The sequence below is a fragment of the Niallia sp. FSL W8-0177 genome (assembly GCF_038006285.1).
In the GTDB taxonomy this organism is placed as follows: domain Bacteria; phylum Bacillota; class Bacilli; order Bacillales; family Cytobacillaceae; genus Niallia; species Niallia circulans_A.
On the sequence record NZ_JBBOUX010000001.1, the window covers coordinates 252,714 to 278,664 of the forward strand.

At 36.0% G+C, this 25,951-nt stretch carries 28 protein-coding genes and 1 pseudogene; 23 read left to right on the plus strand and 6 right to left on the minus strand.

The genetic code is table 11. The features are described 5' to 3' along the window. Nucleotides 1–48: 48 nt before the first annotated feature. From NST77_RS01230 to NST77_RS01305, 17 genes are all read left to right on the plus strand, one after another. Nucleotides 49–1,353, plus strand: coding sequence for a YeeE/YedE family protein (locus NST77_RS01230; RefSeq protein WP_217279678.1), 1,305 nt, complete (start codon nucleotides 49–51; stop codon nucleotides 1,351–1,353). 452 nt (nucleotides 1,354–1,805) lie between these two features. Continuing rightward, nucleotides 1,806–2,330, plus strand: coding sequence for a YceI family protein (locus NST77_RS01235; protein ID WP_095334102.1), 525 nt, complete (start codon nucleotides 1,806–1,808; stop codon nucleotides 2,328–2,330). Between the two features lie 725 nt (nucleotides 2,331–3,055). After that, nucleotides 3,056–3,610 carry a YwhD family protein gene (locus NST77_RS01240; protein WP_095334100.1) on the plus strand — a complete coding sequence of 185 codons (555 nt, stop codon included), beginning with the start codon at nucleotides 3,056–3,058 and terminating at the stop codon, nucleotides 3,608–3,610. Between the two features lie 16 nt (nucleotides 3,611–3,626). Continuing rightward, on the plus strand, nucleotides 3,627–4,691 hold the full coding sequence (locus NST77_RS01245; RefSeq protein WP_341123721.1) for an LLM class flavin-dependent oxidoreductase: 1,065 nt from the start codon (nucleotides 3,627–3,629) through the stop codon (nucleotides 4,689–4,691). Between the two features lie 4 nt (nucleotides 4,692–4,695). Further along, complete coding sequence (locus NST77_RS01250; protein WP_095334098.1) at nucleotides 4,696–5,262, plus strand: NADPH-dependent FMN reductase; 567 nt, start codon at nucleotides 4,696–4,698, stop codon at nucleotides 5,260–5,262. A gap of 71 nt (nucleotides 5,263–5,333) precedes the next feature. Further along, nucleotides 5,334–5,642: a hypothetical protein gene (locus NST77_RS01255; RefSeq protein ID WP_095334096.1), complete on the plus strand. Its 309-nt coding sequence runs from the start codon at nucleotides 5,334–5,336 to the stop codon at nucleotides 5,640–5,642. Nucleotides 5,643–5,839: 197 nt separating this feature from the next. Further along, nucleotides 5,840–6,847 (plus strand): sugar-binding protein, encoded by a 1,008-nt coding sequence (locus NST77_RS01260; RefSeq protein WP_095334094.1) that lies wholly within the window; start codon nucleotides 5,840–5,842, stop codon nucleotides 6,845–6,847. After that, a complete protein-coding gene (locus NST77_RS01265) occupies nucleotides 6,840–8,282 on the plus strand; it encodes a sensor histidine kinase (RefSeq protein ID WP_095334092.1) in 1,443 nt (480 codons plus the stop codon). The genes NST77_RS01260 and NST77_RS01265 overlap by 8 nt, the downstream gene beginning before the upstream one ends. Then, entirely contained in the window at nucleotides 8,276–8,866 is a 591-nt protein-coding gene (locus NST77_RS01270; protein WP_341122673.1) for a response regulator, read from the plus strand. The genes NST77_RS01265 and NST77_RS01270 overlap by 7 nt, the downstream gene beginning before the upstream one ends. 56 nt (nucleotides 8,867–8,922) lie before the next feature. Next, on the plus strand, nucleotides 8,923–9,843 hold the full coding sequence (locus NST77_RS01275) for a helix-turn-helix domain-containing protein (protein ID WP_341123723.1): 921 nt from the start codon (nucleotides 8,923–8,925) through the stop codon (nucleotides 9,841–9,843). A gap of 356 nt (nucleotides 9,844–10,199) precedes the next feature. Continuing rightward, nucleotides 10,200–11,615 carry a D-xylose transporter XylE gene (gene xylE, locus NST77_RS01280; protein WP_095334088.1) on the plus strand — a complete coding sequence of 472 codons (1,416 nt, stop codon included), beginning with the start codon at nucleotides 10,200–10,202 and terminating at the stop codon, nucleotides 11,613–11,615. Between the two features lie 1,267 nt (nucleotides 11,616–12,882). After that, complete coding sequence (locus NST77_RS01285) at nucleotides 12,883–14,121, plus strand: MFS transporter (protein WP_095330262.1); 1,239 nt, start codon at nucleotides 12,883–12,885, stop codon at nucleotides 14,119–14,121. A 202-nt stretch (nucleotides 14,122–14,323) separates the two neighbouring features. Further along, nucleotides 14,324–14,947: a lysozyme family protein gene (locus NST77_RS01290; protein ID WP_341122674.1), complete on the plus strand. Its 624-nt coding sequence runs from the start codon at nucleotides 14,324–14,326 to the stop codon at nucleotides 14,945–14,947. Nucleotides 14,948–14,962: 15 nt separating this feature from the next. Continuing rightward, nucleotides 14,963–15,883 (plus strand): cysteine synthase A, encoded by a 921-nt coding sequence (gene cysK / locus NST77_RS01295; protein WP_163188417.1) that lies wholly within the window; start codon nucleotides 14,963–14,965, stop codon nucleotides 15,881–15,883. A gap of 211 nt (nucleotides 15,884–16,094) precedes the next feature. Beyond that, entirely contained in the window at nucleotides 16,095–16,703 is a 609-nt protein-coding gene (locus tag NST77_RS01300; protein ID WP_095330259.1) for a transglutaminase-like domain-containing protein, read from the plus strand. A gap of 125 nt (nucleotides 16,704–16,828) precedes the next feature. Continuing rightward, nucleotides 16,829–16,936: a DUF6980 family protein gene (locus tag NST77_RS25935; RefSeq protein WP_420915972.1), complete on the plus strand. Its 108-nt coding sequence runs from the start codon at nucleotides 16,829–16,831 to the stop codon at nucleotides 16,934–16,936. 139 nt (nucleotides 16,937–17,075) lie between these two features. Next, nucleotides 17,076–17,354, plus strand: coding sequence for a hypothetical protein (locus NST77_RS01305; RefSeq protein ID WP_163188418.1), 279 nt, complete (start codon nucleotides 17,076–17,078; stop codon nucleotides 17,352–17,354). A 55-nt stretch (nucleotides 17,355–17,409) separates the two neighbouring features. Here the strand turns inward: NST77_RS01305 and NST77_RS01310 are convergent, their stop codons facing one another. After that, entirely contained in the window at nucleotides 17,410–18,252 is an 843-nt protein-coding gene (locus tag NST77_RS01310) for an SDR family NAD(P)-dependent oxidoreductase (RefSeq protein ID WP_123259014.1), read from the minus strand. Nucleotides 18,253–18,384: 132 nt separating this feature from the next. Here NST77_RS01310 and NST77_RS01315 point away from each other — a divergent pair, with 132 nt between their 5' ends. Next, the gene (locus NST77_RS01315; protein ID WP_163188419.1) at nucleotides 18,385–18,744 is read left to right on the plus strand and encodes a MerR family transcriptional regulator; all 360 of its coding nucleotides are present in this window, start codon (nucleotides 18,385–18,387) and stop codon (nucleotides 18,742–18,744) included. 191 nt (nucleotides 18,745–18,935) lie between these two features. On the opposite strand, the gene NST77_RS01320 is transcribed toward NST77_RS01315, so the two are convergent. After that, nucleotides 18,936–19,319: a Rid family hydrolase gene (locus tag NST77_RS01320; RefSeq protein WP_163188420.1), complete on the minus strand. Its 384-nt coding sequence runs from the start codon at nucleotides 19,317–19,319 to the stop codon at nucleotides 18,936–18,938. A gap of 106 nt (nucleotides 19,320–19,425) precedes the next feature. Here NST77_RS01320 and NST77_RS01325 point away from each other — a divergent pair, with 106 nt between their 5' ends. Then, the gene (locus NST77_RS01325; RefSeq protein ID WP_095330255.1) at nucleotides 19,426–19,764 is read left to right on the plus strand and encodes a winged helix-turn-helix transcriptional regulator; all 339 of its coding nucleotides are present in this window, start codon (nucleotides 19,426–19,428) and stop codon (nucleotides 19,762–19,764) included. 353 nt (nucleotides 19,765–20,117) lie between these two features. On the opposite strand, the gene NST77_RS01330 is transcribed toward NST77_RS01325, so the two are convergent. Next, entirely contained in the window at nucleotides 20,118–20,507 is a 390-nt protein-coding gene (locus tag NST77_RS01330) for a carboxymuconolactone decarboxylase family protein (protein WP_123259015.1), read from the minus strand. 99 nt (nucleotides 20,508–20,606) lie between these two features. Here NST77_RS01330 and NST77_RS01335 point away from each other — a divergent pair, with 99 nt between their 5' ends. Then, nucleotides 20,607–20,972: a MerR family transcriptional regulator gene (locus NST77_RS01335; RefSeq protein ID WP_095330253.1), complete on the plus strand. Its 366-nt coding sequence runs from the start codon at nucleotides 20,607–20,609 to the stop codon at nucleotides 20,970–20,972. Nucleotides 20,973–21,338: 366 nt separating this feature from the next. Here the strand turns inward: NST77_RS01335 and NST77_RS01340 are convergent, their stop codons facing one another. Both NST77_RS01340 and NST77_RS01345 read right to left on the minus strand, forming a co-directional pair. Then, entirely contained in the window at nucleotides 21,339–21,827 is a 489-nt protein-coding gene (locus NST77_RS01340) for a DedA family protein (protein ID WP_095330252.1), read from the minus strand. 189 nt (nucleotides 21,828–22,016) lie between these two features. Next, nucleotides 22,017–22,277: a hypothetical protein gene (locus NST77_RS01345; protein ID WP_095258679.1), complete on the minus strand. Its 261-nt coding sequence runs from the start codon at nucleotides 22,275–22,277 to the stop codon at nucleotides 22,017–22,019. A 196-nt stretch (nucleotides 22,278–22,473) separates the two neighbouring features. Between NST77_RS01345 and NST77_RS01350 the strand changes: the two genes are divergently transcribed. From NST77_RS01350 to NST77_RS01360, 3 genes are all read left to right on the plus strand, one after another. Then, complete coding sequence (locus tag NST77_RS01350; protein WP_047942858.1) at nucleotides 22,474–22,773, plus strand: phasin family protein; 300 nt, start codon at nucleotides 22,474–22,476, stop codon at nucleotides 22,771–22,773. A 13-nt stretch (nucleotides 22,774–22,786) separates the two neighbouring features. Then, entirely contained in the window at nucleotides 22,787–24,445 is a 1,659-nt protein-coding gene (locus tag NST77_RS01355; RefSeq protein ID WP_095330251.1) for an ABC1 kinase family protein, read from the plus strand. A gap of 212 nt (nucleotides 24,446–24,657) precedes the next feature. Beyond that, a complete protein-coding gene (locus tag NST77_RS01360) occupies nucleotides 24,658–25,233 on the plus strand; it encodes a nucleotidyltransferase family protein (protein ID WP_095330250.1) in 576 nt (191 codons plus the stop codon). Between the two features lie 25 nt (nucleotides 25,234–25,258). Here NST77_RS01360 and NST77_RS01365 read toward each other — a convergent pair. Further along, nucleotides 25,259–25,820 (minus strand): annotated as a pseudogene (locus NST77_RS01365) (IS1595 family transposase); the annotation flags it as partial. Nucleotides 25,821–25,951 lie beyond the last annotated feature (131 nt).

A 25,951-nucleotide genomic window follows, 5' to 3' on the forward strand; every position in this document is an offset into this window, starting at 1 on the left:
TTACAAAAATAAAAATTTATATTGACACAAATTGAAAATACCATTAAGATGAAAAAAGCAATTCCGACTATATTAATAGGGAAAGGGTGTTTTGGAGTGGCAACTTCAGCAAATGTTCAGTCGACTCAAAAGATAAAGAGTCAAAAAGAACAACCAAAAGGATTAAAGGCTCCACAGATGCCTTTAATCATTGGTGGACTCATTGTAACAGCGATTCTACTAGTCTATTTATTAATGACACAAAAAAGTATGCAGCCGATATTATTAGTTTTGGGCCTCTTACTAGGATATACATTATTTCATGCTCGTTTTGGTTTTACATCCGCATTTCGCAGACTTGCGTCAGTAGGAAATGGGCAGGCGTTACGTGCGCATATGCTGATGTTAGCAGTGGCGGTAACGCTATTTGCCCCAATTTTAGCATACGGCGTTTCCTTTTTTGGAACAGGAGCGACTGGCTATGTATCACCGGTTGGTGTTAGTCTTGTCGTTGGTGCCTTTATGTTTGGGATTGGCATGCAGCTTGGGGGCGGATGTGCTTCTGGTACCTTGTATGCAGTAGGCGGCGGACGTTCTGTTGCATTTGTAACATTACTATTCTTCATTATCGGTTCTACAATTGGTGCAGCTCATCTGTCGTTTTGGACAGAAGACTTACCATCTTTTGCCCCAATTTCATTAGCGACATCAACTGGTCTTGGCTATGGTGGTGCTTGGATTGTATCCATTATTCTATTTGGTGTAATTGCATGGATTACATTGGTTGTGGAAAGAAAAAGAAAAGCGCCAAAAATGGCTCCTCTTCCAACAACAACTGGCTGGAAACGTATTTTCCGCGGTTCATGGCCATTATTTGCGGCAGCGATCGTGTTAGCTGTTCTTAATGCTTTAACCTTAATGACACGCGGTACTCCATGGGGAATTACCTCTGCCTTTGCTTTATGGGGTTCAAAAGTGGCCCAATTTTTTGGTATGGATGTAGCAAGCTGGGGATTCTGGCAAGGGGCAAATGCTCAAGCTTTAGAAGCTTCTATTTTTGCAGATTCTACAACGATTCTAAACTTCGGTGTTATCCTTGGCGCCTTTTTGGCATCGGCAGCTGGCGGTCTTTTTAAATTTTCAAAAGTGACGCTTGGAAATGTGCTTGCTTCCATCATTGGCGGCTTACTAATGGGTTATGGCTCACGTTTAGCATTTGGATGTAACGTAGGTGCTTACTTTGGCGGGATTGCATCATTCAGTGTTCACGGTTATGTGTGGGGAATATTAGCATTAGCTGGGACATTTGTTGCCTTGTATCTTCGTCCATTATTTGGACTTTCTGTACCAAAGTCAAAAGATACATTTTGTTAAGAGAAAAAGCAGGTATCATTTAGCTGATGCCTGTTTTTTTTGGGTGTGAAAATACTTAACTTTTTAAAAAAAGCGTCTAAATAGAAGCTAATAATTTATTGGAATTTGCGCAATTCTTATGTTGGAATCTCACTTATTTCGGGAAGGTACAAATATTTTAGTATATAAGATGATATCTCTTTTTAATAATAGTATGTCTATATTCTGAGATTAGTTTAATTTAATTTTTCTTTCAAAAATTCCTGAAAAAATTTTCGCAAAAGTGTAGACAAAACAAAAAGATGCGTGTAAAATTATCTTTAATTAGAGATAATTTATTTCAAAGTATTTTTGATAGGAATATCTCTAATAAGTTTGCCTTAATATTCAATAAGATTGAGGGAAACTAATTTTTTTAATAAATATCTTGAATTCAAAGTAAATAATAAGAGGAAAATGGGAGGAATTTTAAAATGGCAAAATGGACAGTAGATCAATCACATTCTAGCGTAGGATTTGAAGTAAAACATATGATGGTATCAAAGGTGAAGGGTCAATTCGATTCTTATACAGCAGACGTAGAAGCGGCAGATTTAGCAGATTTAACAACTGCTAGCATTGCATTTAAATTTGATGTAGCAAGCATTAACACACATAGCGAAGATCGTGATAATCACTTGAAATCAGCAGATTTCTTCGATACAGAAAAATACCCAACAATTGATTTTAAATCAACATCGATTACAAAAGATGGCGATGACTATAAAGTAACTGGTGATTTAACTATTAAGGATGTTACAAAGCCAGTAACATTTGACGTAGAATATGGTGGGAAAGGTACAAACCCATGGGGCGTAGAAGTTTACGGTTTCGAAGGAGAAGCAAAAATCAACCGTGAAGACTTCGGACTTACTTGGAACGCAGTATTAGAATCAGGCGGCGTGCTAGTAGGAAAAGACATCAAAATCAAAGTAGAATTAGAAGTAAACCCAGCATAAGGAAACAGAGGGAGGACGGTTCTTATGTATCCTATTGGATGCGGAAGAACTGTCCTATTTAGATAAAAAACTGTTTGGGAAGAAACTTAATTTTTTCTATATAAAGAGAATAATGGGACTGCTGACATGAAGAGGATGAAAGCTGAAAAACCGTCAGCAAGAGGGAAAAATGGTGTTCATGAAGAGGATGAAAGCCGAAAAACCGTCAGTAAGAGGGAAAAGTGGTGTTCATGAAGAGGATGAAAGCCAAAAGCTCGTCAGGAAGAGGGAAAAGTGGTGTTCATGAAGAGGATGAAAGCCAAAAGCTCGTCAGGAAGAGGGAAAAGTGGTGTTCATGGAGAGGATGAAAGCCAAATGCTCGTCAGGAAGAGGGAAAAGTGGTGTTCATAAAACCAAATAATCCTCCAAAAATAAAATCCACTAAAAATGGTGTTCATAAACTCCTGAATTCAAAAACTCACCAACCACTGTATTCCATCCAAACTTCATACATAGCCACACTCTAAAAATGGCAAGCTATAAACTAAATGAGCATATAAAATCCTTATTTATAATAACACCAACAAGCAGAATAATTGCCATAAAACACCATCACCCTTAATATAGCAATCAAGACAAGTCATTTCGAAGCAGTAAGTTAGTTTTCCGAAAATACCTTATGTAGTTGGTCTAAATAAGAAAAAAAGCATAAGGGACTTGTACAAAAAGGAGGAGTTAACGCAAATATGGACAACAAAAAGGAAGGTTCATCCAAAAAAAATGCACAATTTAATATCTTGCGGAATGATCCAACAAAAGGTGATGGCGGCTATGGAGTAGGATCTATCTCTTTAGAGAATGTTACGCCAATCATTATTGATCGAGAAAGCCAGGAAGTATTTATTGATATAGGCGCTATGCATGGCAGAAGTAAAGTGGAACAAAAAGTATTTTTTAAGAATGTGACAAAAGAAGAAGTACTAGATTTGGATCCGCATAAATATTGGGTTATTTGGATTGCGTTGGACAGAAATGAAGAGGGTGCTTATTATTCTGGTGCTGGTGCTTGCGAAATCTTGGTAGCAAAGAAAATGAAAGAAGGAAGTAGAAAACGTTTTGGCTACAAGGCGATGCCAGAGCACGTAAATAGCCTTGATAGAGCTATCAAACGAAGATTTGCGTTAAATAATATGGATTACGATTCCAAGCAGTCGTTAAAAAAGTTCCTTGTTGATTTTAACAATGAATATTGGGAGAGATCGCCTGAGGAATTAAAGAATAGTTTAAATAATGATGAATAGAAGAAAGGTGAAGAAATTGAAAAAATACGGATTAGATCCAAGCAAAGGATTAGAGTTTGGTATCTATACATTAGGGGATCATTTACCAAACCCACTAACAGGGGAACGAATTTCTGCAGAAGAACGTGTACACGAGATTATCGAATACGCAAAATTAGCAGATCAAGCAGGACTTGATTTCTTTAGTGTTGGAGAGAGTCATCAGGAATATTTTGTTACACAAGCGCACTCAGTGGTGTTATCAGCTATTGCACAAGCTACGAAAAATATTAAAATAGCTAGCTCGTCTACTATTATAAGTACATCAGATCCAGTCCGGGTATATGAGGATTTTGCAACAATTGATTTAATTTCTAAAGGCCGTGCTGAAATTATTGCTGGTCGTGCTTCAAGAGTTGGTTTATTTGAATTGTTAGGTTACGATCTTCGTAATTATGAAGAATTGTTTGAAGAGAAATTTGAATTATTAATGAAAATTAATGAAGAGGAAGTAGTGAACTGGAGTGGAGAATTCCGTGCACCGTTAAGAAATGCGAGAGTGTTACCACGACCTAAAGATAGTTTTATTCCGATTTGGCGTGCAGTTGGAGGGACACCAGCAAGTGCAATCAGAGCTGGAATGGCAGGAGCTCCAATGTTTATGGCACATTTAGGTGGTCCAGCATCTGTATTCAAACGAACAGTAGATGCTTATCGTGAAGCAGTTCGTAACAGCGGATTTGATCCAGCTGAATTACCAGTAGCTACAGCAGGCTTCTTTTATGCAGCAGAATCATCCCAGCAAGCTTTAAAAGATATGTACCCACATATTAATGAAGGCATGAAAAAAACAAATGGGGCAGGATTTCCAAAACAGCATTTTGCCCAAGGGGTAGATCCGCATAATATTATGAACATCGGAAGTCCACAGCAAATCATAGAAAAAATTCTTTATCAACATGAAATGTTTAATCATCAACGCTATATTGCCCAAATTGATTTTGGTGGTATGCCGTTTAAAAATGTTATGAAAAATGTGGAGATCATTGGTACGGAAATTTTGCCGGCTATTAGAAAATACACAAAAAAATCGGAGGCATAAGGTTATGAAAATTGTTGGATTATCCGGATCAAAGGTCGGATCTAAAACGAGAACAGCGATGGATTACACAATGAAAGCTATTGCGGATAATTATCCCGATATTGAGATAACGTTACTCGATTTGGCGGATTATGATATCCAATTTAGTGATGGGAGAAACTATTTAGAATATGAAGGGGACACTGGGGTTGTTACCAAGACATTGATGGAAGCAGATGCGATTATTATAGGCACACCAGTTTTCCAAGCATCTATTCCTGCTACATTGAAAAATATTTTTGATTTGTTGCCGCAAAATGCGTTTCGCGATAAAGTAGTTAGTATAATTGTAACGGCAGGTTCATCTAAACATTATTTAATTGCTGAACAGCAGTTAAAACCGATTTTGGCTTATATGAAAGCACAGATCGTCCAAACATATGTATTTATTGAGGAAAAGGATTTTCAGCGCAAAGAAATTACAGATGATGATGTGTTATTCCGCATTGAACGATTAGTGGAAGATACAATAGTATTAACAGAGACATATACGGAAATACGAGCGAAAAAGGAAGCCCAATACGATTTTTAATAAGTGAAAATATTTGTAGGATATTTTTTATATATTTTAGTCTAATTAGTATTTATAATTGAGGAAGAAAAATGAAGGAATTAGAAGGAATCGTTGTCATTCAACGAGATATCGGTTCAGATGTATTAGTTATTAATAATGTCCCTGTATCACAGTATTATATGGGCTGCAATGGGGAAGAAATTAAGCTTACTATTGTTTGTGCAAAGGGGAAAACTTATACATTTGAAGGAACAGCTGATATTTTTTACTTTGAAGGCAAGCAACATTACTACAGAGGAACGAAATATGTAGATGACTTTTTTATCGATGATATCGATATTAGAGAGTTATTAGAGCAGCATGAAAATGAATTTGTCAAAATAATCGTTTCAAGTTGAATTCTAAAAAAAGCTAGTACTTTTCGCTAAAAGAGTACTAGCTTTTCTGTTCTTAAGAAAGGGAAAATCATTATCTATTATATATAAACGAAATAAAAATTTTCTTTCTCTATGTTTTTCTAGACATTTCCTTACTCACCAGTTTTAAATTTATGCTATCATCAACATAATAGACTAGATAAGACATGGAGGGGCATATGAAACGAACCTTGCTATATAGCTTTTTCCTTCTCTCTTTTCTGATAGCGGTTGCATATTCCTTGTATTTTTATAAGCAAGCTCATACTTTTGATAAGAAAATGAAAGAAGTTCTTTCTGATGAGGTATCTCTACCAACCTATCATTTTGCTTTAATTGGCGAGGAAATGGATCATGATTATTGGCGCTTAGTAGGAGCTGGAGCAAAAAAAGCTGCAGCGGAAAATGATGTTTTTGTTGAATACGAGGGTCCAAAGCGATCCAATCCCGAGGAACAATTAAAACTTCTAGATATGGCCATACAGGCTAAAGTGGATGGAATAATTGTGCAAGCGCTTAATGATTCGTTTACGCCTCTAATTAACAAGGCAGTAAAAGAAGGTATTCCTGTTATTACGATTGATACAGATGCACCAGATAGTTTGCGTCTTGCTTATATTGGCACAGATAATTATGAAGCTGGTCGATTGGCAGGACAAACATTGGTAAAGGATACTGCGGGAAAAGCGAAGATAGGGATTATTACAGGCGGAGTGGATAATGCTTATAAACAGCATCAATTAAGAGTACAGGGATTTAAAGAGGCAATCGAAAAGATAGAAGGAATCAAGATTATTGCGATAGATGAATCCAATCTCACAAGAGTCCAAGCAGAAGAAAAGGCCTATAAGATGCTAAAAAAGCATAAAGATATCACTGCTTTTTATGGAACAAGTTCGTTAGATGGTATTGGAATTGCAGCAGCAGCAAGATCATTAAATAGACAAAATGATTTATATGTCATTTCTTTTGATTCGTTAGAAGAGAATCTTGATTTATTACATAAAGAAGAGATAAATGCCATTGTTGAACAGCAGCCATACGAAATGGGACAAAAAAGTATTGAATTAATGATGCATCTGGTCAAACAGAAGTCTGTTCCTCAGATGCATCATATGAATGCTGCTATTATTCATTCGAAAGATTTAGATAGTATGGTAGAAAAAATGGGGAATGGCCATGATTAAAATTCGTACGAAGCTGCTTATATATTTTGGGGTCATTCTATTGTTATTATTACTATTATTTTGGATTCGAGAAACTAGCAATCAACAAGTAAAGAAATTATACGATGAGAATATGGCCTCTTTCTTCTTACTGAATGAAATGACGAAAGAAACGAATCAGGCCTATCAATCGCTGCAAATCTATGTTCATGAACCATTACCGGAGAATTTAGCCTTGTACAAGGTGGAAATAGAAAAGATAAGCAGGGTGGAACAACAATTTAGAGCAATGGAAAAAGAGGGAATACCGAAGAAAAACCTATTAAATATGATAAATAATTTTCGGAAACAAACAGATAAAACAGTGCAAGGGATTGAAAACGAAGATATTCAGCAATATTCCACTTCTCTAAAAGAAGTAGAAAAAATATCAGCCTACATTCATGAAAAAGCACTTGATTTAATTGATGAAAAACTGACAAAATACCAAGCAGCCTCTTATTTTTTAGATGAAAAAATTACCCAAACAAAAAATATGGGAACCGCTATTCTTCTATCTATTATTCTCTTGAGTATTTTATTTGCATTATGGTTTTCGAATGGAATCACAATAACTATTGGTCGCTTAACAAAGGAAGCAGAAGAAATTTCTGCTGGCAGATACAATAGGGAAGATATTGTCGTTTCACAAAAGGATGAGCTTTGGTTTTTAACGAAAACATTTAATGAGATGAAAAAAAATATTTTAGAGTCTGTTAAACAAATAGAAGAAAAGGCAAAATTGGCTCAGTTGCTTAAAGAGATGGAATTGAAGAGTTTACAAAATCAAATCAATCCCCATTTTCTTTTTAATACACTTAATACTATCTCTAAAACCGCTTATATTGAGGGAGCTGACAAGACGAGTGATTTAATCTCATCGGTTTCGGCATTGCTTCGCTACAATATAGGCAGTCTTGACCGCCAAACATTGTTGAAAGATGAAGTTGCAATTGTGAAGGAATACTTTTTTATTCAAAAAACGCGTTTTGGTGGGAGAGTGGAATTTACAGAGGATATTGATCCAGAGTGCTTATCGACACCCATTCCTTGTCTAACCTTACAGCCAATTATTGAAAATGCATTTATTCATGGGATTGAAAGGATGGCCAAAGGGGCGAAAATTACATTATCTATTTATGAAAAAGAGGAAAAAGTCTTGATTGAAGTGATAGATAATGGAGTGGGCATGGATCAAGATACCATTGATCGATTGCTGGACGTGAGCGAGGAGACAGATCAGGAAGTTGCCAATAAAGGAGCAGGGCATTCAACTGGTATTGGCATGCGGAATGTCATAAAAAGACTGCGACTATTCGATAAGGACAGCCAAGTAAAGATACACTCCATCGTTGGCGAAGGAACAACAGTGTTGATTAGCTTGAATAAATTAGGAAAGGAGGATACTTTATGCTAAAAGTAATGTTAGTAGATGATGAACCGATTGAAAGAGAAGGATTGAAGCTTATGCTTAGCCGTAATCGTTCTAATTTTGAAATTACTGCAGAAGCGGAAAATGGGAAAGATGCAGTAGAGTTGGCTATTGTTCATAAGCCAGATTTAGTTTTTATGGATATAAAGATGCCAGAGTTGGATGGGATCGAAGCGATTAAACGAATATATGCCTCTGCTCCTATGATTAAATATATTATGGTTTCTGCTTTTGATACATTTGATTATGCCCGAGAAGCAATGAAATTTGGGATAAAGGAATATTTACTTAAACCAAGCAAGGTCTCAGAGGTTTTAGCTGCTTTTGATGGAATGGTAGCAGAAATTGAAAAAGAAAAACGAGAAGTAAGGAATAGGCAGGAAATTCATCATCGACTGGAGAGGGTTAGTTCTGTTATCGAAAATGAATTCATCGTTTCCTTAATAATGGATTATGTGCATGAATTTAATCAGGAGGAATGGGATGAATGGCTTGATCTTGAACAGAAAAAAGGATTTGTTACCGTTTTTTCCTTTGAATCAGAAGACAGCATCCAAGCAAAGCAGTAAAAGGCCATTGGTATCGCATCCTCAAACAAGCTTTACAGGCATATGATCTCCCTTGTATTGTTGGACCATTAACAGGCTTTCAAGTACCTATACTTGTACTCTTGGATGAAAATATACCACCAGATAAAGAGAGAAGAGACTATTTTGCTCGAAAGATTATCCACGATGTACAAAAACAGCTTGAACAATGTCTTTTATATGCAGGGGTAGGTACAATTGTTTCAAATATTCATCAGTTTTCTGATTCTTATAAAGAAGCAATCTATGCGTTGGAGCTTGTTCACAGCCATCCAAGTGCAGCATATATGACCTATAATGATCGCGTTAAGCAAAAACGGAAACAATTAATTCCCTTTGATGTGGAGAAAGAACTACTAGATGCAGTGAAAAAGGGAGAGAGCCAAAAAGGGTTACAAATGTTTGAAACCTATTTTCAATCTATTCAACAGGCTTCCGACTTCCAGCTAAGAATGATACACAAAGCAATGGAGAGCTTCTTTATCGTCTTAACTCGTTCGCTGAAAGAACTAGGCTTTGAAGAGGAAATTGAAACGAGCTTAGGACAATTTGATCACTCAATGCAAATTAAAGAAGCAGCTAAATCACAATTATTGAGTATTATGAAGCGGTTAGGAGAATGGCGGTCAAAGGGGATACACTCCTTACTATTAGAAGCAAAAGAGTACATCGATAAATATTATGATCGAGCTATTTCTCTCGAGGAAGTTGCGGATCAAATTGGCATCAGTTCTTATTATTTAAGTAAATTATTCAAAGAGCGATTTCAAGTTACCTTTATTGACTATATAACAAATACACGATTGGAAAAGGCAAAGGAACTTCTATTAGTTCCCAATGTATCACTAAAAGAAATAGCTTTAACTATTGGTTACAAGGACCCAAACTATTTTAGCAGAGTATTTAAAAAAGAAGTGGGAATGAGTCCAAGTGAATATCGAACAAAATATCAACAGTGAAACAGCGATTATGGGTCGCTGTTTTTTTCCGTTTTGGAAGATTGGTCTAGACTGCTTATAATGATTTTTAACTAAGCGCAAAGAAACATTTTACAAGAAAGTCTAGCTATTAACAAAAAAGTGAAGATGAAATCGCTATCAAGAATACGCTTTCGTGATAATTTATTTATATGAACGGAATAGAGTATAGGAATTATTAAATAAAAATGAAAACGGAATCATACTGATGCTAGAAAGGGAGGAGATAGTAACGTTGATAGTTACTAGATAGTGCTTTGTGATAATCATTAGCAGATAAGAAAGACGGACAGTATCACAAGAGGAGGGAAGAAAGAGAGTATGTCTCTTTCGAATATATGGTAAATAAAAATAGCTATCTTTATATCGGATTAATTACAATGGTTGCAACACTTGGAGGCTTGTTATTTGGGTATGATACAGCAGTAATCTCCGGCGCAGAAGGTTCACTTCAAGCCTATTTTACTGAGGGATTAGGACTTAGTTCACTTATCCATGGACTAACTGTCTCAAGTGCTTTAATTGGTTGTATTATTGGAGGCTTTATATCTGGATACTTCGCTACCAATTTTGGGAGAAAATATTCGCTTATTATTGCCGCTGTATTATTTCTAGTATCCGCTCTTGGATCTGCATTTCCTGAATTTTTATTTTTCACAAGAGGGGAACCAAGCTATGCGCTGCTCATTACCTTTAATATCTATCGAATTATTGGAGGAATTGGCGTAGGTTTAGCTTCAGCCATCTCCCCTATGTATATCGGCGAAATGGCACCGCCCAAAATAAGAGGCACTTTAGTTTCTTTAAATCAATTTGCTATTATTTTTGGAATGCTTGTTGTCTATTTTGTTAACTGGGGCATTGCTAAAGGACAAACACTAGAGTGGGTAAATGATATCGGTTGGCGCTATATGTTCCTGTCAGAAGCAATCCCAGCAATTTTATTCATGGTTCTATTATTTACAGTGCCAGAAACACCACGCTATCTTGTATCAAAGAACGAAGATGAAAAAGCGATGAATATCCTTTCAAGAATATATGAGAAAACAATGGCGAAAGCGACAATGTTTGAAATTAAAGCATCCTTTAAGGAAAGTAATAAGAAAGCAAAACTATTTACATTTGGTAAAAAAATTGTTGTCGTTGGAATTTTACTATCAGTCTTCCAGCAATTCGTTGGAATTAATGTTGCTTTATATTATGCACCGCGTATTTTTGAAAGCATGGGCGCAGCAAGAGATGCTTCGATGTTCCAAACTATTATTATGGGCTTAGTAAATGTTGTTTTCACCCTTATTGCAATCTTCACAGTCGATAAATTTGGACGCAAACCATTATTAATTATTGGCTCTGTCGGGATGACAATTGGGATGTTTGGGGTAGCAGCAATGGCTTTCTCGAACAAAATCGGAATTGCTACATTAATTTTTATTATTATCTATACAGCATCCTTTATGATGTCTTGGGGACCAGTTGTCTGGGTATTAATTTCAGAAATCTTCCCGAATAGAATAAGAGCACAAGCTGTCGCAATTGCCGTAGCAGCACAATGGGCAGCGAACTACTTTATTTCTTCTACTTATCCTGCAATGATGGAGGTAAGTGGCGGTTTAACCTATTCTTTTTATGGAATCATGAGTTTACTATCAGCATTGTTCATCTGGAAGTTTGTCCCGGAAACAAAAGGTCGATCATTAGAAGAATTAGAGAAGATCCTAGTTAACTCTCAGAAAAAAGATGAAGATGTAGCGTAAGATGAAGTGGTAAAAGCAGAGGAGACCATCCTCTGCTTTTTAGTATTTTGAGAAGTGGATGGTTTGGCTGAAAAAATAGTAGTTTGGCTGAAAAGAGAGCAGTTTTGGCTGATAAATTAGTAGTTTGGCTGAAAAGGGAGCAGTTTTGGCTGAAAAAATAGTAGTTTGGCTGAAAAGAGGGCAGTTTTGGCTGATAAATCAGTAGTTTGGCTGAAAAGGGAGCAGTTTTGGCTGAAAAAATAGTAGTTTGGCTGAAAAGGGGGCAGTTTTGGCTGATAAATCAGTAGTTTGGCTGAAAAGGGAGCAGTTTTGGCTGAAAAAATAGTAGTTTGGCTGAAAAGAGGGCAGTTTTGGCTGATAAATCAGTAGTTTGGCTGAAAAGAGAGCAGTTTTGGCTGATAAATCAGTAGTTTGGCTGAAAAGAGAGCGGAATTGGCTGAAAAAATAGTAGTTTGGCTGAAAAGAGAGCAGTTTTGGCTGATAAATCAGTAGTTTGGCTGAAAAGGGAGCAGTTTTGGCTGAAAAAATAGTAGTTTGGCTGAAAAGAGGGCAGTTTTGGCTGATAAATCAGTAGTTTGGCTGAAAAGAGAGCAGTTTTGGCTGATAAATCAGTAGTTTGGCTGAAAAGAGAGCGGAATTGGCTGATAAATCAGTAGTTTGGCTGAAAAGGGAGCAGTTTTGGCTGATAAATCAGTAGTTTGGCTGAAAAGGGAGCAGTTTTGGCTGAAAAAATAGTAGTTTGGCTGAAAAGGGGGCAGTTTTGGCTGATAAATCAGTAGTTTGGCTGAAAAGGGAGCAGTTTTGGCTGAAAAAATAGTAGTTTGGCTGAAAAGAGGGCAGTTTTGGCTGAAAAAATAGTAGTTTGGCTGAAAAGAGGGCAGTTTTGGTTGATAAAATTAAGTCTTATCTCAAAAAGGCAGCCATAATTGGCTAATTCAATCAGCAATCATAAAAAAGGTCTAAAAAATTTATTTTGTAAGCAAATTGTATCAAAGGTGATGCATATGCTATGATTAATTGGAATATAAATGAAGCGGAGGTTTTCCTTGTGACAGCATCTATGAGACTAAGATTCCCACATTTCATCGTTAACTAAATACGTTTGGATAGTCTTCTTTTGAGAAGAAGTGGGATTGGTCTGTCTGTTTATTGGAAACCTAATAATGGTTAATAAAGAGGGGAGATACCAAGTCTTCGCTCTTTTTTACTGTTCTAATAGATAGACTTATTCACATGACAAAAAAATTAGAATGTGAGGTTTATAAAAATGAGTACAGTTAATAATAAAGAAAATTGGTATCGGAATATTGTATTATTTCTTAGCAGCCAGACGATATCTTTGTTTGGATCATCGCTTGTGCAATATGCTATTATGTGGCATATAACGTTAACTACTGAATCCGGTTTAATGATGACATTATATATCCTTTGTGGATTTCTTCCCACGTTTCTTTTGTCGCCAGTGGCTGGAGTATGGGCCGATCGCTATAATCGGAAACTCTTGATTATGATATCTGATGGATTAATTGCATTTGCGACATTAATATTGGCACTGCTCTTTTTAATGGGATATGATTCCATTTGGCTACTCTTTGTGATGGCAGCAGTTCGAGCGTTTGGAACAGGTGTTCAAACGCCATCTGTTGGGGCGATTTTGCCACAAATAGTGCCAAAAGATAAGCTGACAAAAGTGAATGGTGTTAATGGGAGTATTCAGGCAGTAATTATGTTTGTATCTCCGATGGTTAGTGCTGCTTTATTGACGATGGGATCCATCGAAGCGATTTTTTTCATTGATGTTATCACGGCAGCTATTGCTATTTTTACTTTGCTTGCCTTTTTAAAGATTCCTGCACATCAAAAGGCATCGCTAGAACAAGCGACTAGTTATTTTAGTGATTTTAAAGAAGGACTGAAATATGTTCATCATCATGCCTTTTTGAAAAAATTCTTTATTTATTTTTCCATCTTTTTTGTGCTGATGGCACCAGCAGCATTCTTAACTCCTTTGCAGGTTACTCGCAGTTTTGGAGATGATGTCTGGCGGCTTACAGCCATTGAAATAGCTTTTTCGATTGGAATGATGGTAGGCGGAGGAGTCATTGCCGCATGGGGTGGATTTGAGAATAAAGTGAAAACAATGACCCTAGCAAGCATTATTATGGGAGTTTGTACTTTTGCACTCGGGATGATTCCATTCTTTTGGATCTATTTAGTATTCATGGCACTATTCGGAGTGGCAATGCCTATATTTAATACACCAACCACGGTCTTATTGCAGGAAAAAATAGAAGAAGGGTTTTTAGGAAGAGTTTTCGGTGTAATGGGAATGATTTCTACCTCTATGATGCCAATTGGCATGTTAATATTTGGACCGCTTGCCGATTTTATTAAAGTCGAATGGTTATTATTAGGAACAGGAATTTTTATTATGATCCTGTCGATTTTTTTAGGAAAAGACAAAGCATTAATCGAAGCTGGAAAACCTTCTATTGAAGGAGTTTGATTCAACTGCTAGGCTTAGTGAGCGCATATTATGTTTGCGCAGCTAAGTCTTTTTTTCTTTTAAAAGGTGGAAGAATTTAAAAGTTCTCTTACGAGGAATGAAATTCGATAGTGTTTCTTGTATAATGGATAAATGTATCGGGAAATGCAACGTTCAAAAACGAAACGCTTAATTGATATTTAAGCGTCAACGAGGGATAGGTATGAAAAGAAGAAGGAAAACTACAACAAATACAATTATTGTCTTAATATTAGTTATATATTTTGGCTATTTATTTGCTTCTACTACAATTAAGCAAAATAAAGAACAAAGATTATTGAAATATTTACCGGAAATTGCCACTCAACTGAAAAAAAATGAATTAAATGCAGAAGAGCTAGCACCCGTTGTGCTTGCTATCATGGATCAAGAAAGTCGCGGAAAAGGAAATGATCCCATGCAGTCCTCTGAATCAGCGGGGCTGAAGAGAAATGCAATTGAAGACCCAGCCGAGAGCATTAAGCAAGGAGTATTTCATTTTGCAGAAGTGTACAAGTATGGGCAAAAGCAAGGAGTAGATATTGAAGCAATCATTCAAAGCTATAATATGGGACCTGGTTATATTGATTTCATTGTCAGCAATAATCAAATCGAACATAGTGAAGAATCAGCCAAAACATACTCTGAATATATGGTTGAACGGTCACCAGACATTTATACATGTAATAATGACAAATTGAATTTTAGATATCCATATTGCTATGGAGATTTTACTTATGCAGATAAAGTGACATCTAAGGTCGATGAGATGAGCAATATAATTGAAAAATATGCTCGTAAATTATAGGAGGAATAAAGAAAAATGAAGCTTTACGATTCTGTACTTGAATTAATTGGCAATACACCAACTGTACGATTGAATAAAATACCTAATACTACTGGAGCAGAGGTTTTTATCAAATTAGAATCTTTCAATCCAGGCGGAAGTGTGAAGGATCGTGCGGCTCTAAATATGATTGAACGTGCCGAAAAAGAGGGAAAGCTTATCCCAGGAAGAAGCACTATTATTGAGCCGACCTCAGGTAATACAGGGATAGGAATTGCTATGGTTGCTGCCGTAAAGGGATACCGTTGTATCATTACAATGCCAGATAATGCAACAAAAGAACGTGTCCAAATATTAAAGGCATATGGAGCAGAGGTATATTTAACTCCAGGTAACAGACGAATGCAAGGGGCAATTGATGAAGCCAATCGTTTAGCTACAGATATTGCTGACAGCTTTATTCCCATGCAATTTGAAAATGAAGCAAATGCCGATGCTCATCGAGGTACTACCGCTGTTGAAATTTTTGAAGCGTTTGAAGGAAAGCTAGATGCACTTGTTTTGACTGCTGGTACTGGGGGAACAGTTACTGGCGTTGGAGAAGAATTAAAGAAAATGATTCCAGACATAAAAATATATGTAGTGGAGCCATTTGGTTCACCAGTATTATCAGGAGGTAAACCAGGTCCTCATAAAATTCCAGGGACAGGCCCAGGATTTATACCGAAAATCTTAAACAGAGATATTTTTGATAAAGTCTTATTAATAAAAGATCATGATGCGGAAGTCATGGCGAGACGTCTTGCAGCGGAAGAAGGAATCTTTGTAGGTGCATCGGGTGCATCTAGCGCGCATTTTGCTGTGCAAATAGCAAGTGAACTACCATCATCTGCTAAAGTGTTATGCATCGCACCTGATACTGGAGAACGTTATTTATCTTCAGATTTATTTTCATAAAAGTATGGAGACATTGGAATAAGCTGTTCCTATTGGGAGAAAAAATTCCAAATGACATTAACTGGCCAGATCATTTATGATTTGGTCTTTTTTTTCTCCAATTAGCATAATAATGTTTTGATTTTATAATACATCTTTAACTCTGTTTTGAATCGTGTGTATAATAATACATATAAACAAATTTTTATACGTAATTAAGGGGATGGAGCTAATGAAATTGATTTGTGAGTCCGGCCAATTAACAGATTACTTATCTGAACAAAAGAAAGTTAATTATTCTAATCCAATTATTAAAGAACAAAGAAAGGAGCTTTTTAATTCAGCTCAAACAGAAATCGAAAAAACTAAAGTAGCCTTTGAATTCGTCCGTGATGAAATATCTCACTCTTGGGATATTCAAGGCAAACGAGTGACTTGTAAGGCATCCGATGTTTTGAAGTACAAAGAAGGAATTTGTTATGCAAAAGCTAATCTATTAGCAGCTTTATTACGTTCTCAGCATATTCCAACAGGTTTCTGTTATCAGCGATTGATGTTGTTTGACTCTCCTGAAAAAGGATATTGTCTACATGCTTTAAATGCCGTTTATTTAAAATCTCTAAATAAATGGATACGATTAGATGCTCGTGGAAACAAAGCTGGCATTGATGCACAATTTTCCTTAGAGGAAGAAAAGTTAGCTTTTACAGTTAATGAAAAAATGGATGAAAAGGACTATCCCGTTATTTATGTTCAGCCAAATACCAAAACAATAAATGTGTTAAAGGGTCATAATGATGCATTAGAAATGTACAAACATCATTTGCCTGATAGCATTTAGTGCAGGTGTTTAATGGTTTACAAGGAGATGAGAAAGAGGAAAATGCATTGCTGTAGGGAGATGATTATCATGCAACATTCAAGTGTGATATTCATAAAAATCCCTTTGACTGTCCAGATAAATTAATTTTATTCAATGAAAAGGATCATGACTACGGATTGATCATACATGATGGTGGTACTTCAAGTATTGGAATTGAATTTAGTCCGTGGTGTAGGTCAAAATTAGCATAGGTTGTGCAGATTTACCTACGTATTGGCCAAGTATCGGTTGGAAGAATGAGAATTAGGACAGCTGAAAATTGCATAAGGTGAAACTTCTTATTCCATATAAGCGTACAATTTATAAACAAATTATTAGGGAGGGAAAGCATTGGGAATTTTACTCGAATTGTTAAATTTTGCTGTTTATATACCTTTTTTTAAGGTCGATGAAGAAGATGTATGCAGAAATGTAAAACATCTAAAAAAACATCAATGGTTCCAAAATTACCTTAATGTTGAAGAGTATCGTGGGCTTATAATTCATGATAAGGATGTCCGACAATGTATTGGGAAATTCAAAAGTAGTAAACTTCATAAGCATTCTTATCAAAATAAGTGTCAAGAAAAATTATACAAAGCTCTACTGAAAAATGGGAATATTGTCTAAAGCAGTTGCAGGAAAAAAGGCTGTCAAGATAGTTTTGGCAGCCTCCTTCTTTTCTTCAAAGTGGCAAATATTCCTTTTCATATACAGATTGCACTTGTAGTAAAACTTGGCCAGCATGCTGTTTAAATTTGAATTCTGCAGGCTTTCCTTTTCTAAAATAAAGCCCAGCGTCATGCGGGGATTTTTCTAATCCAGCAAACAACCGATCTGCCCCTACACTAGGATGTGGGCCAAATAAACGGATGAATGGCTGTATAATAAGTGGCAGGCCTCCATTTCTTCCTTTGCGCATTGTATTGTTATTGCCTGGATCTATACTGACAATTGTGACACCCTCTCGCTTTAATTCTTGCGCAAAAGCATATGTCCACAAAGTGATTGCCAGCTTCGTCGATGCATAGGGACCAATCAATTTCTGAAATTTGGGCGGGTTTGCCAATTCCTCTGGTACGAAAGATTTTTTAAAATGAAATGCATCTGAACTAGTTTGTATAACAATAGAAGGCTTTCCTTTTTTTAAAAGATCAAGTAGTTCCATCGTAATGATAAAGGGAACAACAGTCTGAATTTCGTAATGTAGCTCACGCCCTTGTGGGGAAAAGATGAGCTTCGAAAAACTGCCTCCAGCATTATTGAAGAGAGCATCAAGCTTTGTTTCTTCCTCTTTTATTAGCTTCAAAGCAGACTTTAATTGCTTAAAATCAGCTATATCAGCATGATAAACACGGATTTCTCCTGTCTGGATTTTTTGCTGTAGCATTTGTTCTTCTTTGGGAAATTCAGAGCGAATTAAAGCTGCAATTTCCCATCCATTCTCAATTAATTTCTTAGTCAGCTCAAGTCCTATTCCGCTGTTCGCCCCCGTAACAAGAGCTATTTTTCTTTCTGATATAATCATTTTATTACCTCCTATTGGTGAATGAAGGAAGTATAGAACATGGAGTTAACTCCATGTCAATAAAAAGAATTCTCCTTGACCTGGAGTTAACTTCATATCTTATAATGACTTTATAAGAAGGAGGACGAACGAATGTATACCATTAAGAAGGCAAGTGCTCTTACTAGACTAAGCATTGATACAATCAGATATTATGAAAAAGTTGGTTTGCTCCCAAACATTAAACGGCTGCCGAATAAGCATCGGGTCTTTACACAAGCTGATATCGATAGGCTTCAAATGATCACTTGTATGAAAAAGGCAAATCTTAGTTTAGAAGAAGTGAAATTATATCTTGATATTGCGGAAACAAGTAAGATGACTCCTGAAATGATAGCAGGTATGCTTCAGCAAAAAGAAAAAGTAAAAAATCAGATGGCTCAATTACAGACTGTTTTGGATTTTATCGATGAAAAATTAGCCGAAGGAACATGGTTAAAAAGAAAAGTATAAAAACGTATATCATTAATTTAAGGATTTTTCTTAAATCAAATAGATTTTGGTATTTCACAACTAAAGTGGAAGGGTTAGTGACATAACTAATAGGAAATTTAATATTCCTATACCCCTGTAATGATATTTAAATCAATATTATTACAGGGGTATAGGTCAGGTACATTAATTACTTTGAAATAATATCTTACTTAATCAGAGTGTGCGACAGCCTTGACTTCAATCAACTGCTCCGGAAACGCCAGATAAGTCACGCCGATGAGGCTGCCGGCTGGTCTGTGTTTTTCCAGGTATTCTTTGAACAGACTGATGACTGGCTCAGTGTGCTCCTGCGGGTTTGTTAGAAAGATTTCCACATAAGCGAGGTTGGACTTCGTGATACCAAATTCATTCAAAACTTGATCGAGGTTTTCTAATGTTTGGCGAGTTTGTGCCTCAATATTATCCTTGCCAACGAACATACCATCCTTATCGTGCGAAAATTGACCTGAAATGTAGATAGTACCGTTGACACTATATCCTTGGGTAATACCGTGGTCCCATAGGTTGTGATTGTAGGTTTTAATAGTAGTCATTTTTTTCTCTCCTTTATCTCGAATTAAGGTAAAGTATAAAATGAATATAAAGAAAAAAATAGTACGCACTATTTAGATAGCTACTATCAGAAAGGAAAGTGTCAATATGAGTATGGCTGATTATAAAGAAAAGGGTAATATCCAAGAGACACCTTTTGGATATACACTGTCAGTTATTGGAGGTAAATGGAAAATGCTAATTCTTTATCTCCTTTCAGAAAGTCAACCTGTTCGCTTTAATGATATGAAAAGAAGAATAGGAACAATTACCTTTAAAACATTAAGTTCACAGCTTAAAGATTTGGAAGCAGATGGGATGGTTATACGAAAGGAATATCCTCAAATTCCTCCTAAAGTGGAATACAGTCTAACACATAAAGCAGAATCGATATTGCCTATTTTAGAACAGTTATGTGAATGGGGAGAAAAAAACCGCAATATTTAAATTTTTTTGTAAGATAATAAGAACTTATTTGGATCAATATGAGCTAAATTTAGTCTCTTGCATTAGAAAACAGAAAACAGTTACCTAATGGTAGCTGTTTTCGTAGTGTGCCTGGCATGTTCACTAGCAGGAGGTGAAAGTCTGCTTTGGACGGTTGGGTTATGAAAACCATTAGTCAAAGGCAAAGATATCCGTGATGACACGGAATTAAAAGGAACCATGGTCGTCACGGCAATGCTGCTCCCTACTCGTTTGCCGCTATTGTGATAGGTAAATATAATAAAAAAAATAGGGATATAAAGTTACTACACAATTAATATTTTTCGAGGAATTGAAACTCATCTTGAAAAATATTAGTTTTTTATCTGCAAATTACGTTCTTTAAAAATTTGTTTAGCAACAAAAATAGCATTAAGAACTTTTGGAAAACCTGTATAAGGAACACAATGAGTAATGGCCTCGATCACTTCTATAGGGGTGAGTCCCACATTCAGTGCAGCATTAATATGGATGTTAAGTTGTGGTTCACACCCTCCTTGAGTAGCAAGTGACGCAATGGTTATAAGTTGACGTTGTTTTAAATTTAATCCCTCTCGAGTATAAATTTCTCCAAAAGCGAATTCAACAACATATTTACCGAGGTCGGGAGCAATATCTTTTAGAGAATTTATAACTCGCTCTCCGCCTTCTCCGTCTATTTCCATTAGTTTTTCCCAACCTCTTTGATAACGGTCATTTGACATTTGATTATCCTCCTTAGTGTTTAAAATCAATAACATAAAATAATTTACACTTTAGACTGCACTCTAAAGCAAGGCTTTTTTTATGCTATAATTAAATTTATGGATAAAAAATATTTTACAATTCGAAATATATCAAATATGACGGAGCTATCCGTACACACCTTACGTTATTACGAAAAAATTGGTCTGCTTAACAATGTAAAACGGGATGTAAATGGTTATCGCCAATATACTAAGTCAGATATTTCTTGGATAAACTTCCTAATTCGTTTAAAAGTAACAGGGATGCCAGTGTCTGAGATGAAAAAGTTTTCTGATCTGCGGAGTAAAGGGGATTCTACGATAAGTTTACGTCGGAAGTTATTAGAAGATCATCAAAAAAGTATCCAGGAACAAATAAAAGACTTACAAAATAATCTTCATAAGATTGAGGAGAAAATCAACTATTATAAGGAATTGGAGTAAATAAAATAATGGTATTCAATTTGCGATTGCTCCTAAAGAAATGATGCAAGGAAATAGAGAATCTACTTTTCCTTCTCTCTCAGGAAGGAAGCTTTTCAATTACTGGCTAAAGGTTTTAGCAAGTTATACAAATATCTTAGGGCAATCTTCATAAATGGTGAACACCTTTTTTGTTACTACTCAATGGAAATGTGGTATTCATTTAGAGGATGAAAGCCCTCCTTTCACTTTACTTTAGCTTATGTAGTCGAGCTAGATCTACGCCACCACAATTGATTATTTAGGATGAAATAATCAATTAGAAAGCTAGAAGGAACAGTATTTGTGTTGACATTTATACTCTTCAAAAAAAGGAGTGCTTCCCATTTAAAATGGAAGCACTCCCATATAGTAACCAATAATATTAAAAAGTAAGCACCAAAGAAAAGAACCGATTGCGGCAAATAACATGTATTTTGATAAATTCATGCCAGAAATGCCTGAAAAATAAGAAGTTAATCTTCTGACACCTGGGATGAAATTAGCAATGACTATTGTCCAAGGGCCATATTTATCAAACCAATTTTCCACGCGTTCTAATTTGCTAGGGGTAAGCTTGATCCACTTTCCGTGTGTAAGCAGAAATGGTTTGCCAATTTTCTTGCCTAGTGCGTAATTGATGACCATGGCACTAAGGGCACCAATAAAGCAAATGATATCTGCAGTAAGAAAATTCATTATGGAAATGGAAGAAAGATAGCCTACAAAGGTTAGCAATGCTTCATCTGGAACAGGAATACCTAACCCGCTTAATGCAAAAAGCGCAAAAATGGCAATGTAGCCGAATTGGGAAATGAAATGTATGGATGTACTCATCTATATTACTCCGTTCTTTATTTCTCGTTAACTAGCTAATTTGGAAGAAATCCACAGTATATAGTAGTTAAGTAAAATGCACCTATTCTATGACAAAAAAAGTAAAGAAATAATGCGACTTTCCTATCATACAGGGAAATAAAGAAAAATGGGAGTGAAAAGTTTTAAGAAGTTCATTTTAAGATCACTTTATGAAGAGTTGCTAACGATGTAAATAATAATAATGCAAACAAGAATCAATGATTGTGTCCAGATTACTTTTTGGCTGAGTCCCGCTCTTTTTTCTAGGAAAAAGATATAACCGTTTATGAGAGCAAATCCTAGAATAAGAGTAGGTACAGAAAAGGAGTGCTCGGAGGACAAGAGGGCATTGGCAATAACCAGAGAGATAATCAGCATGCCGATGGAACCCCATACTAATTCGATATACAGACTTCTTTTATTCTCCATAATTTTGACACCTCCTTATGAAAAAGTCACCATTATTTACATTATTAAGCATATCATAAGTATGTTGGTACAAAGAAAGAAATTACACTCGAATGATTTGACTTTGAATCATATTTGGATTACTTTAATGACAAATAGAAAAGTAGTCAATGGGAAAATGAAGCATGCTAGAAAAATATAAGGAGGTTTTTTGAGGATGAGAACAACGATTGAAAAAGCACTTTCCTTAGGTTTAGGTTTAGCGATTGCAGGTAAAGAACAAGTAGAAAAAACAGTTGAAGAGTTGGTGAAAAAAGGAGAGGTAAGCAAAAATGAATCAAAAGATTTAATCAATCATTTGATTCAAAAGGGAGAGGAAATGAAAGGTCAGCTTGAAGCAGTGGCAAAAGAAAAGGTAAATGCTGCTTATGGGGAATTAAAGCTGGCTACTTTAGAGGATGTAAAGAAATTAGAAAAAAGAATAGAGGCATTAGAAAGAAAAAATCTCGACGAATAAAGTAGGTTTGTAAATGGGTGTAAGTAAACGTATTAGACAGATGAAAAGATATCGCAAAATAACGTCTATTCTCGCTCGTAACGGAATAGGCTTTTTTTCCAATAAGATCGGATTGGAGGAGAAGTTTTTCTTTCATAAAGAACATCCTCCTAAAAGCACTGGAAGACGCATCCGCTTAATACTCGAAGAACTTGGAACTACCTTTATTAAACTTGGGCAAATTGCCAGTACTCGTCCTGACTTAATCCCACCAGAAATAATTAATGAATTAAAAGAACTGCAAGATCAAGTACCTCCCTTTACCTATGGAGAAGCCGTTCAGATTTTAGAAGAAGAATTAGGTGATTCTGTCGATCATCTGTTCAAACATTTTTCTGAAACTCCTTTGGCGGCAGCATCCATTGGGCAAGTGCATAAAGCAATCCTTAAAGACGGGACACAAGTTGCTGTCAAAATACAACGTCCTAATATTCATGCTATCATCGAAACAGATTTAGAAATTATCGCCGATTTGGCCCGAATTGCGGAGAATACATGGGGTTGGGCAAAGCAGTATGGGCTTCGCGAAATTGTTGATGAACTAGCAAAAGGTCTGCTGGTTGAATTAGACTATGGAATCGAAGCAAGAAATATGGAGCGTTTTCTAGAGCAGAATAAATCGATAGGATATGTTGTCATCCCGTCAGTTTACTGGAATTATTCCACAAAAAAGGTATTGACGATGGATTATATAGAGGGAATAAAGCTATCTGACCATAAGCGATTAGATGAAGCTGGAATTGATCGCGAACTGCTTGCCGAAAGATTAGCCTATACGATTTTCTATCAAATTCTAGAGGTTGGTCATTTTCATGCAGATCCTCATCCAGGAAATGTACTTGCACTACAGGATGGGCGCATCGTTTTATTAGATTTTGGGATGGTAGGCCAGCTTTCTTCTTATACGAAAAAGAGTTTTGCTTCCTTCGTTGTTGCTCTTCGTAATAAAAGCACGAAAGGAATCATCCGCGCGATTTCTGATTTGGGCATGATTCCCGAAAATGTTGATATAAAAAAATTAACAGCTGATGTGGAAGAACTGCGCGATAAATATTATGATATTCCGCTGAAAGACGTAAGTGTGGGTGAAGCAATTAATGATTTATTTATTATTGCCTTTCGTCATAATATAAGAATTCCTTCCGAATTAACCCTTTTAGGAAAGTCGCTCATGACGATGGAGGGAGTTGTCGTTGCACTAGATCCTACTTTTAGTGTATTTGATGTGGCGGAGCCATTTGGAAGAAAGCTATTTCTTGATAAGCTAAAGCCATGGAAAATAGTGAAAAATATAGTAGATGAAATACCAGAATATTTTGCTTCTCTGAAAGATATTCCGATTACCGCTAAACAGTTAATGGGAATTCTTCGCAAGGGAAAGGTGCAGGTAGAGTTTACCTCCCCACAGTTGGATTTGTTAATCAAAAAGATTGATCGATTCAGTAATCAAATCGCGTTTAGTATAGTGCTGCTGGCATTAAGTATCGTGATGGTCGGTCTCATTATTGGTGTCGCACTTAGCGGAGTACAAACCGTTCTCTGGAAATTTCCAATCATTGAAATTGGCTTTTCCATTGCCATGTTGATGGTTGCATGGCTTATTTACTCGATTTTTCGGTCTGGCAGGTTTTAGAATAATGAAAATGAAAAGTGTCAAAGACTCTCTATTCGAGTTTTTGACACTTTTTTCGGTCACGTTTTTTTATATGGTCTTTTTGTAAACTTGTTGCTTTTAGATATTAAGGGGAGTGTGTTTGGAAATCTTTTGGAATAATATTCCTTCGCGCTTTGTTGTGTTAGAATAGGGATGTATGTTCGGTTGTGTAGAAGGGGGATAACTTTAAAATGTTAAAGAATAGAGAAGATGTAATAAAGCTAATCCAAAGCGATGAAAAAATGATGGAGATTATAAAGGTTGCGGGTTCCTTGAAATTGCCTGATTGGTGGATATGTGCAGGATTTGTACGTTCAAAAATCTGGGACACATTGCACGGGTTTATTGAAAGAACTGAGACGCCAGACGTAGATGTTATTTATTTTGATAACACAAAAATTGATGAGAATTTTGAAAAGGAATTAGAGAATAAGTTGAAAAGCATAATGCCTAATATACCTTGGTCTGTTAAAAATGAAGCAAGAATGCACGTCATTAATAATCTTCCTCCTTATTCTTCTTCGGAAGATGCTATTTCAAAGTTTCCAGAAACTGCAACTGCCATCGGAGTAAAGATAGACAAGGATAATAAACTGGTTCTTACTTCTCCTTGTGGAATTGATGATGTCATTAATTTAGAACTGAAACCGACTCCCTATTTTATCGAAACAAAAGAACTTGCTGCAATTTACGAGGAGCGAATTATCAAAAAGAATTGGAAGGCTATTTGGCCTAAAATTAAAGTCCAAAACATATTAAAAAACTGATTAGGAAATATGGCGTTTTATTTTTTTATACCTCCCGCAAAAAGATTTACAGTGATTGTGTTTGAGTTCTGGCAAGCACTGAGAAACATTTGATTAATCCGTTCCTTCTCTTCAATTTTCTTGTTTTGTTGAAGAAAGCTAAACCAATAAAGGTAGTTGTCCAGATATTTAGTCGCCATCCCTTGAAACCTTTCCATCCAATCATTTAACCGTTTTTGATAGTTGGTTTACATTATTCAGGTGGTGGATACCTTTTTGAACATATCCTTCTTTTCTAAGATTAATAGGCTCGTGTTTCAATGTCTTTATCAGAGCGAATTTCTGATAGTATGTAGTATTAGTGCATAGCAAAGAAGCCGGTTCATTATCATTCCCTATAACCGCATTTATTTCCTCCGCTCGCACTCGGCCTTGAGATATAACCTGCAATTACGGTTTTGAGCTACCACAACTGCAATTTTAAGGTTACTAATCCGTCTCTTCCTCCACACGTTTCTTTGGTTTTCTGTCTAAGGCTTACATCCTTTTAAAGACTCCTTAAAAAAGGATTAATCACTTTCCGCAATTCCTTTCAACATTAGAAATCCTTGGGATGTGTAGCTATATCAAGTGAAGTAGTAGATTTTTCTATTTTGATCCTAACCGTCATCGTTACTCCAAATCTAGTCTTTTAATCGGTGGTTATTCCTAAAATTAACCGCACTAGGAATCTAATCCT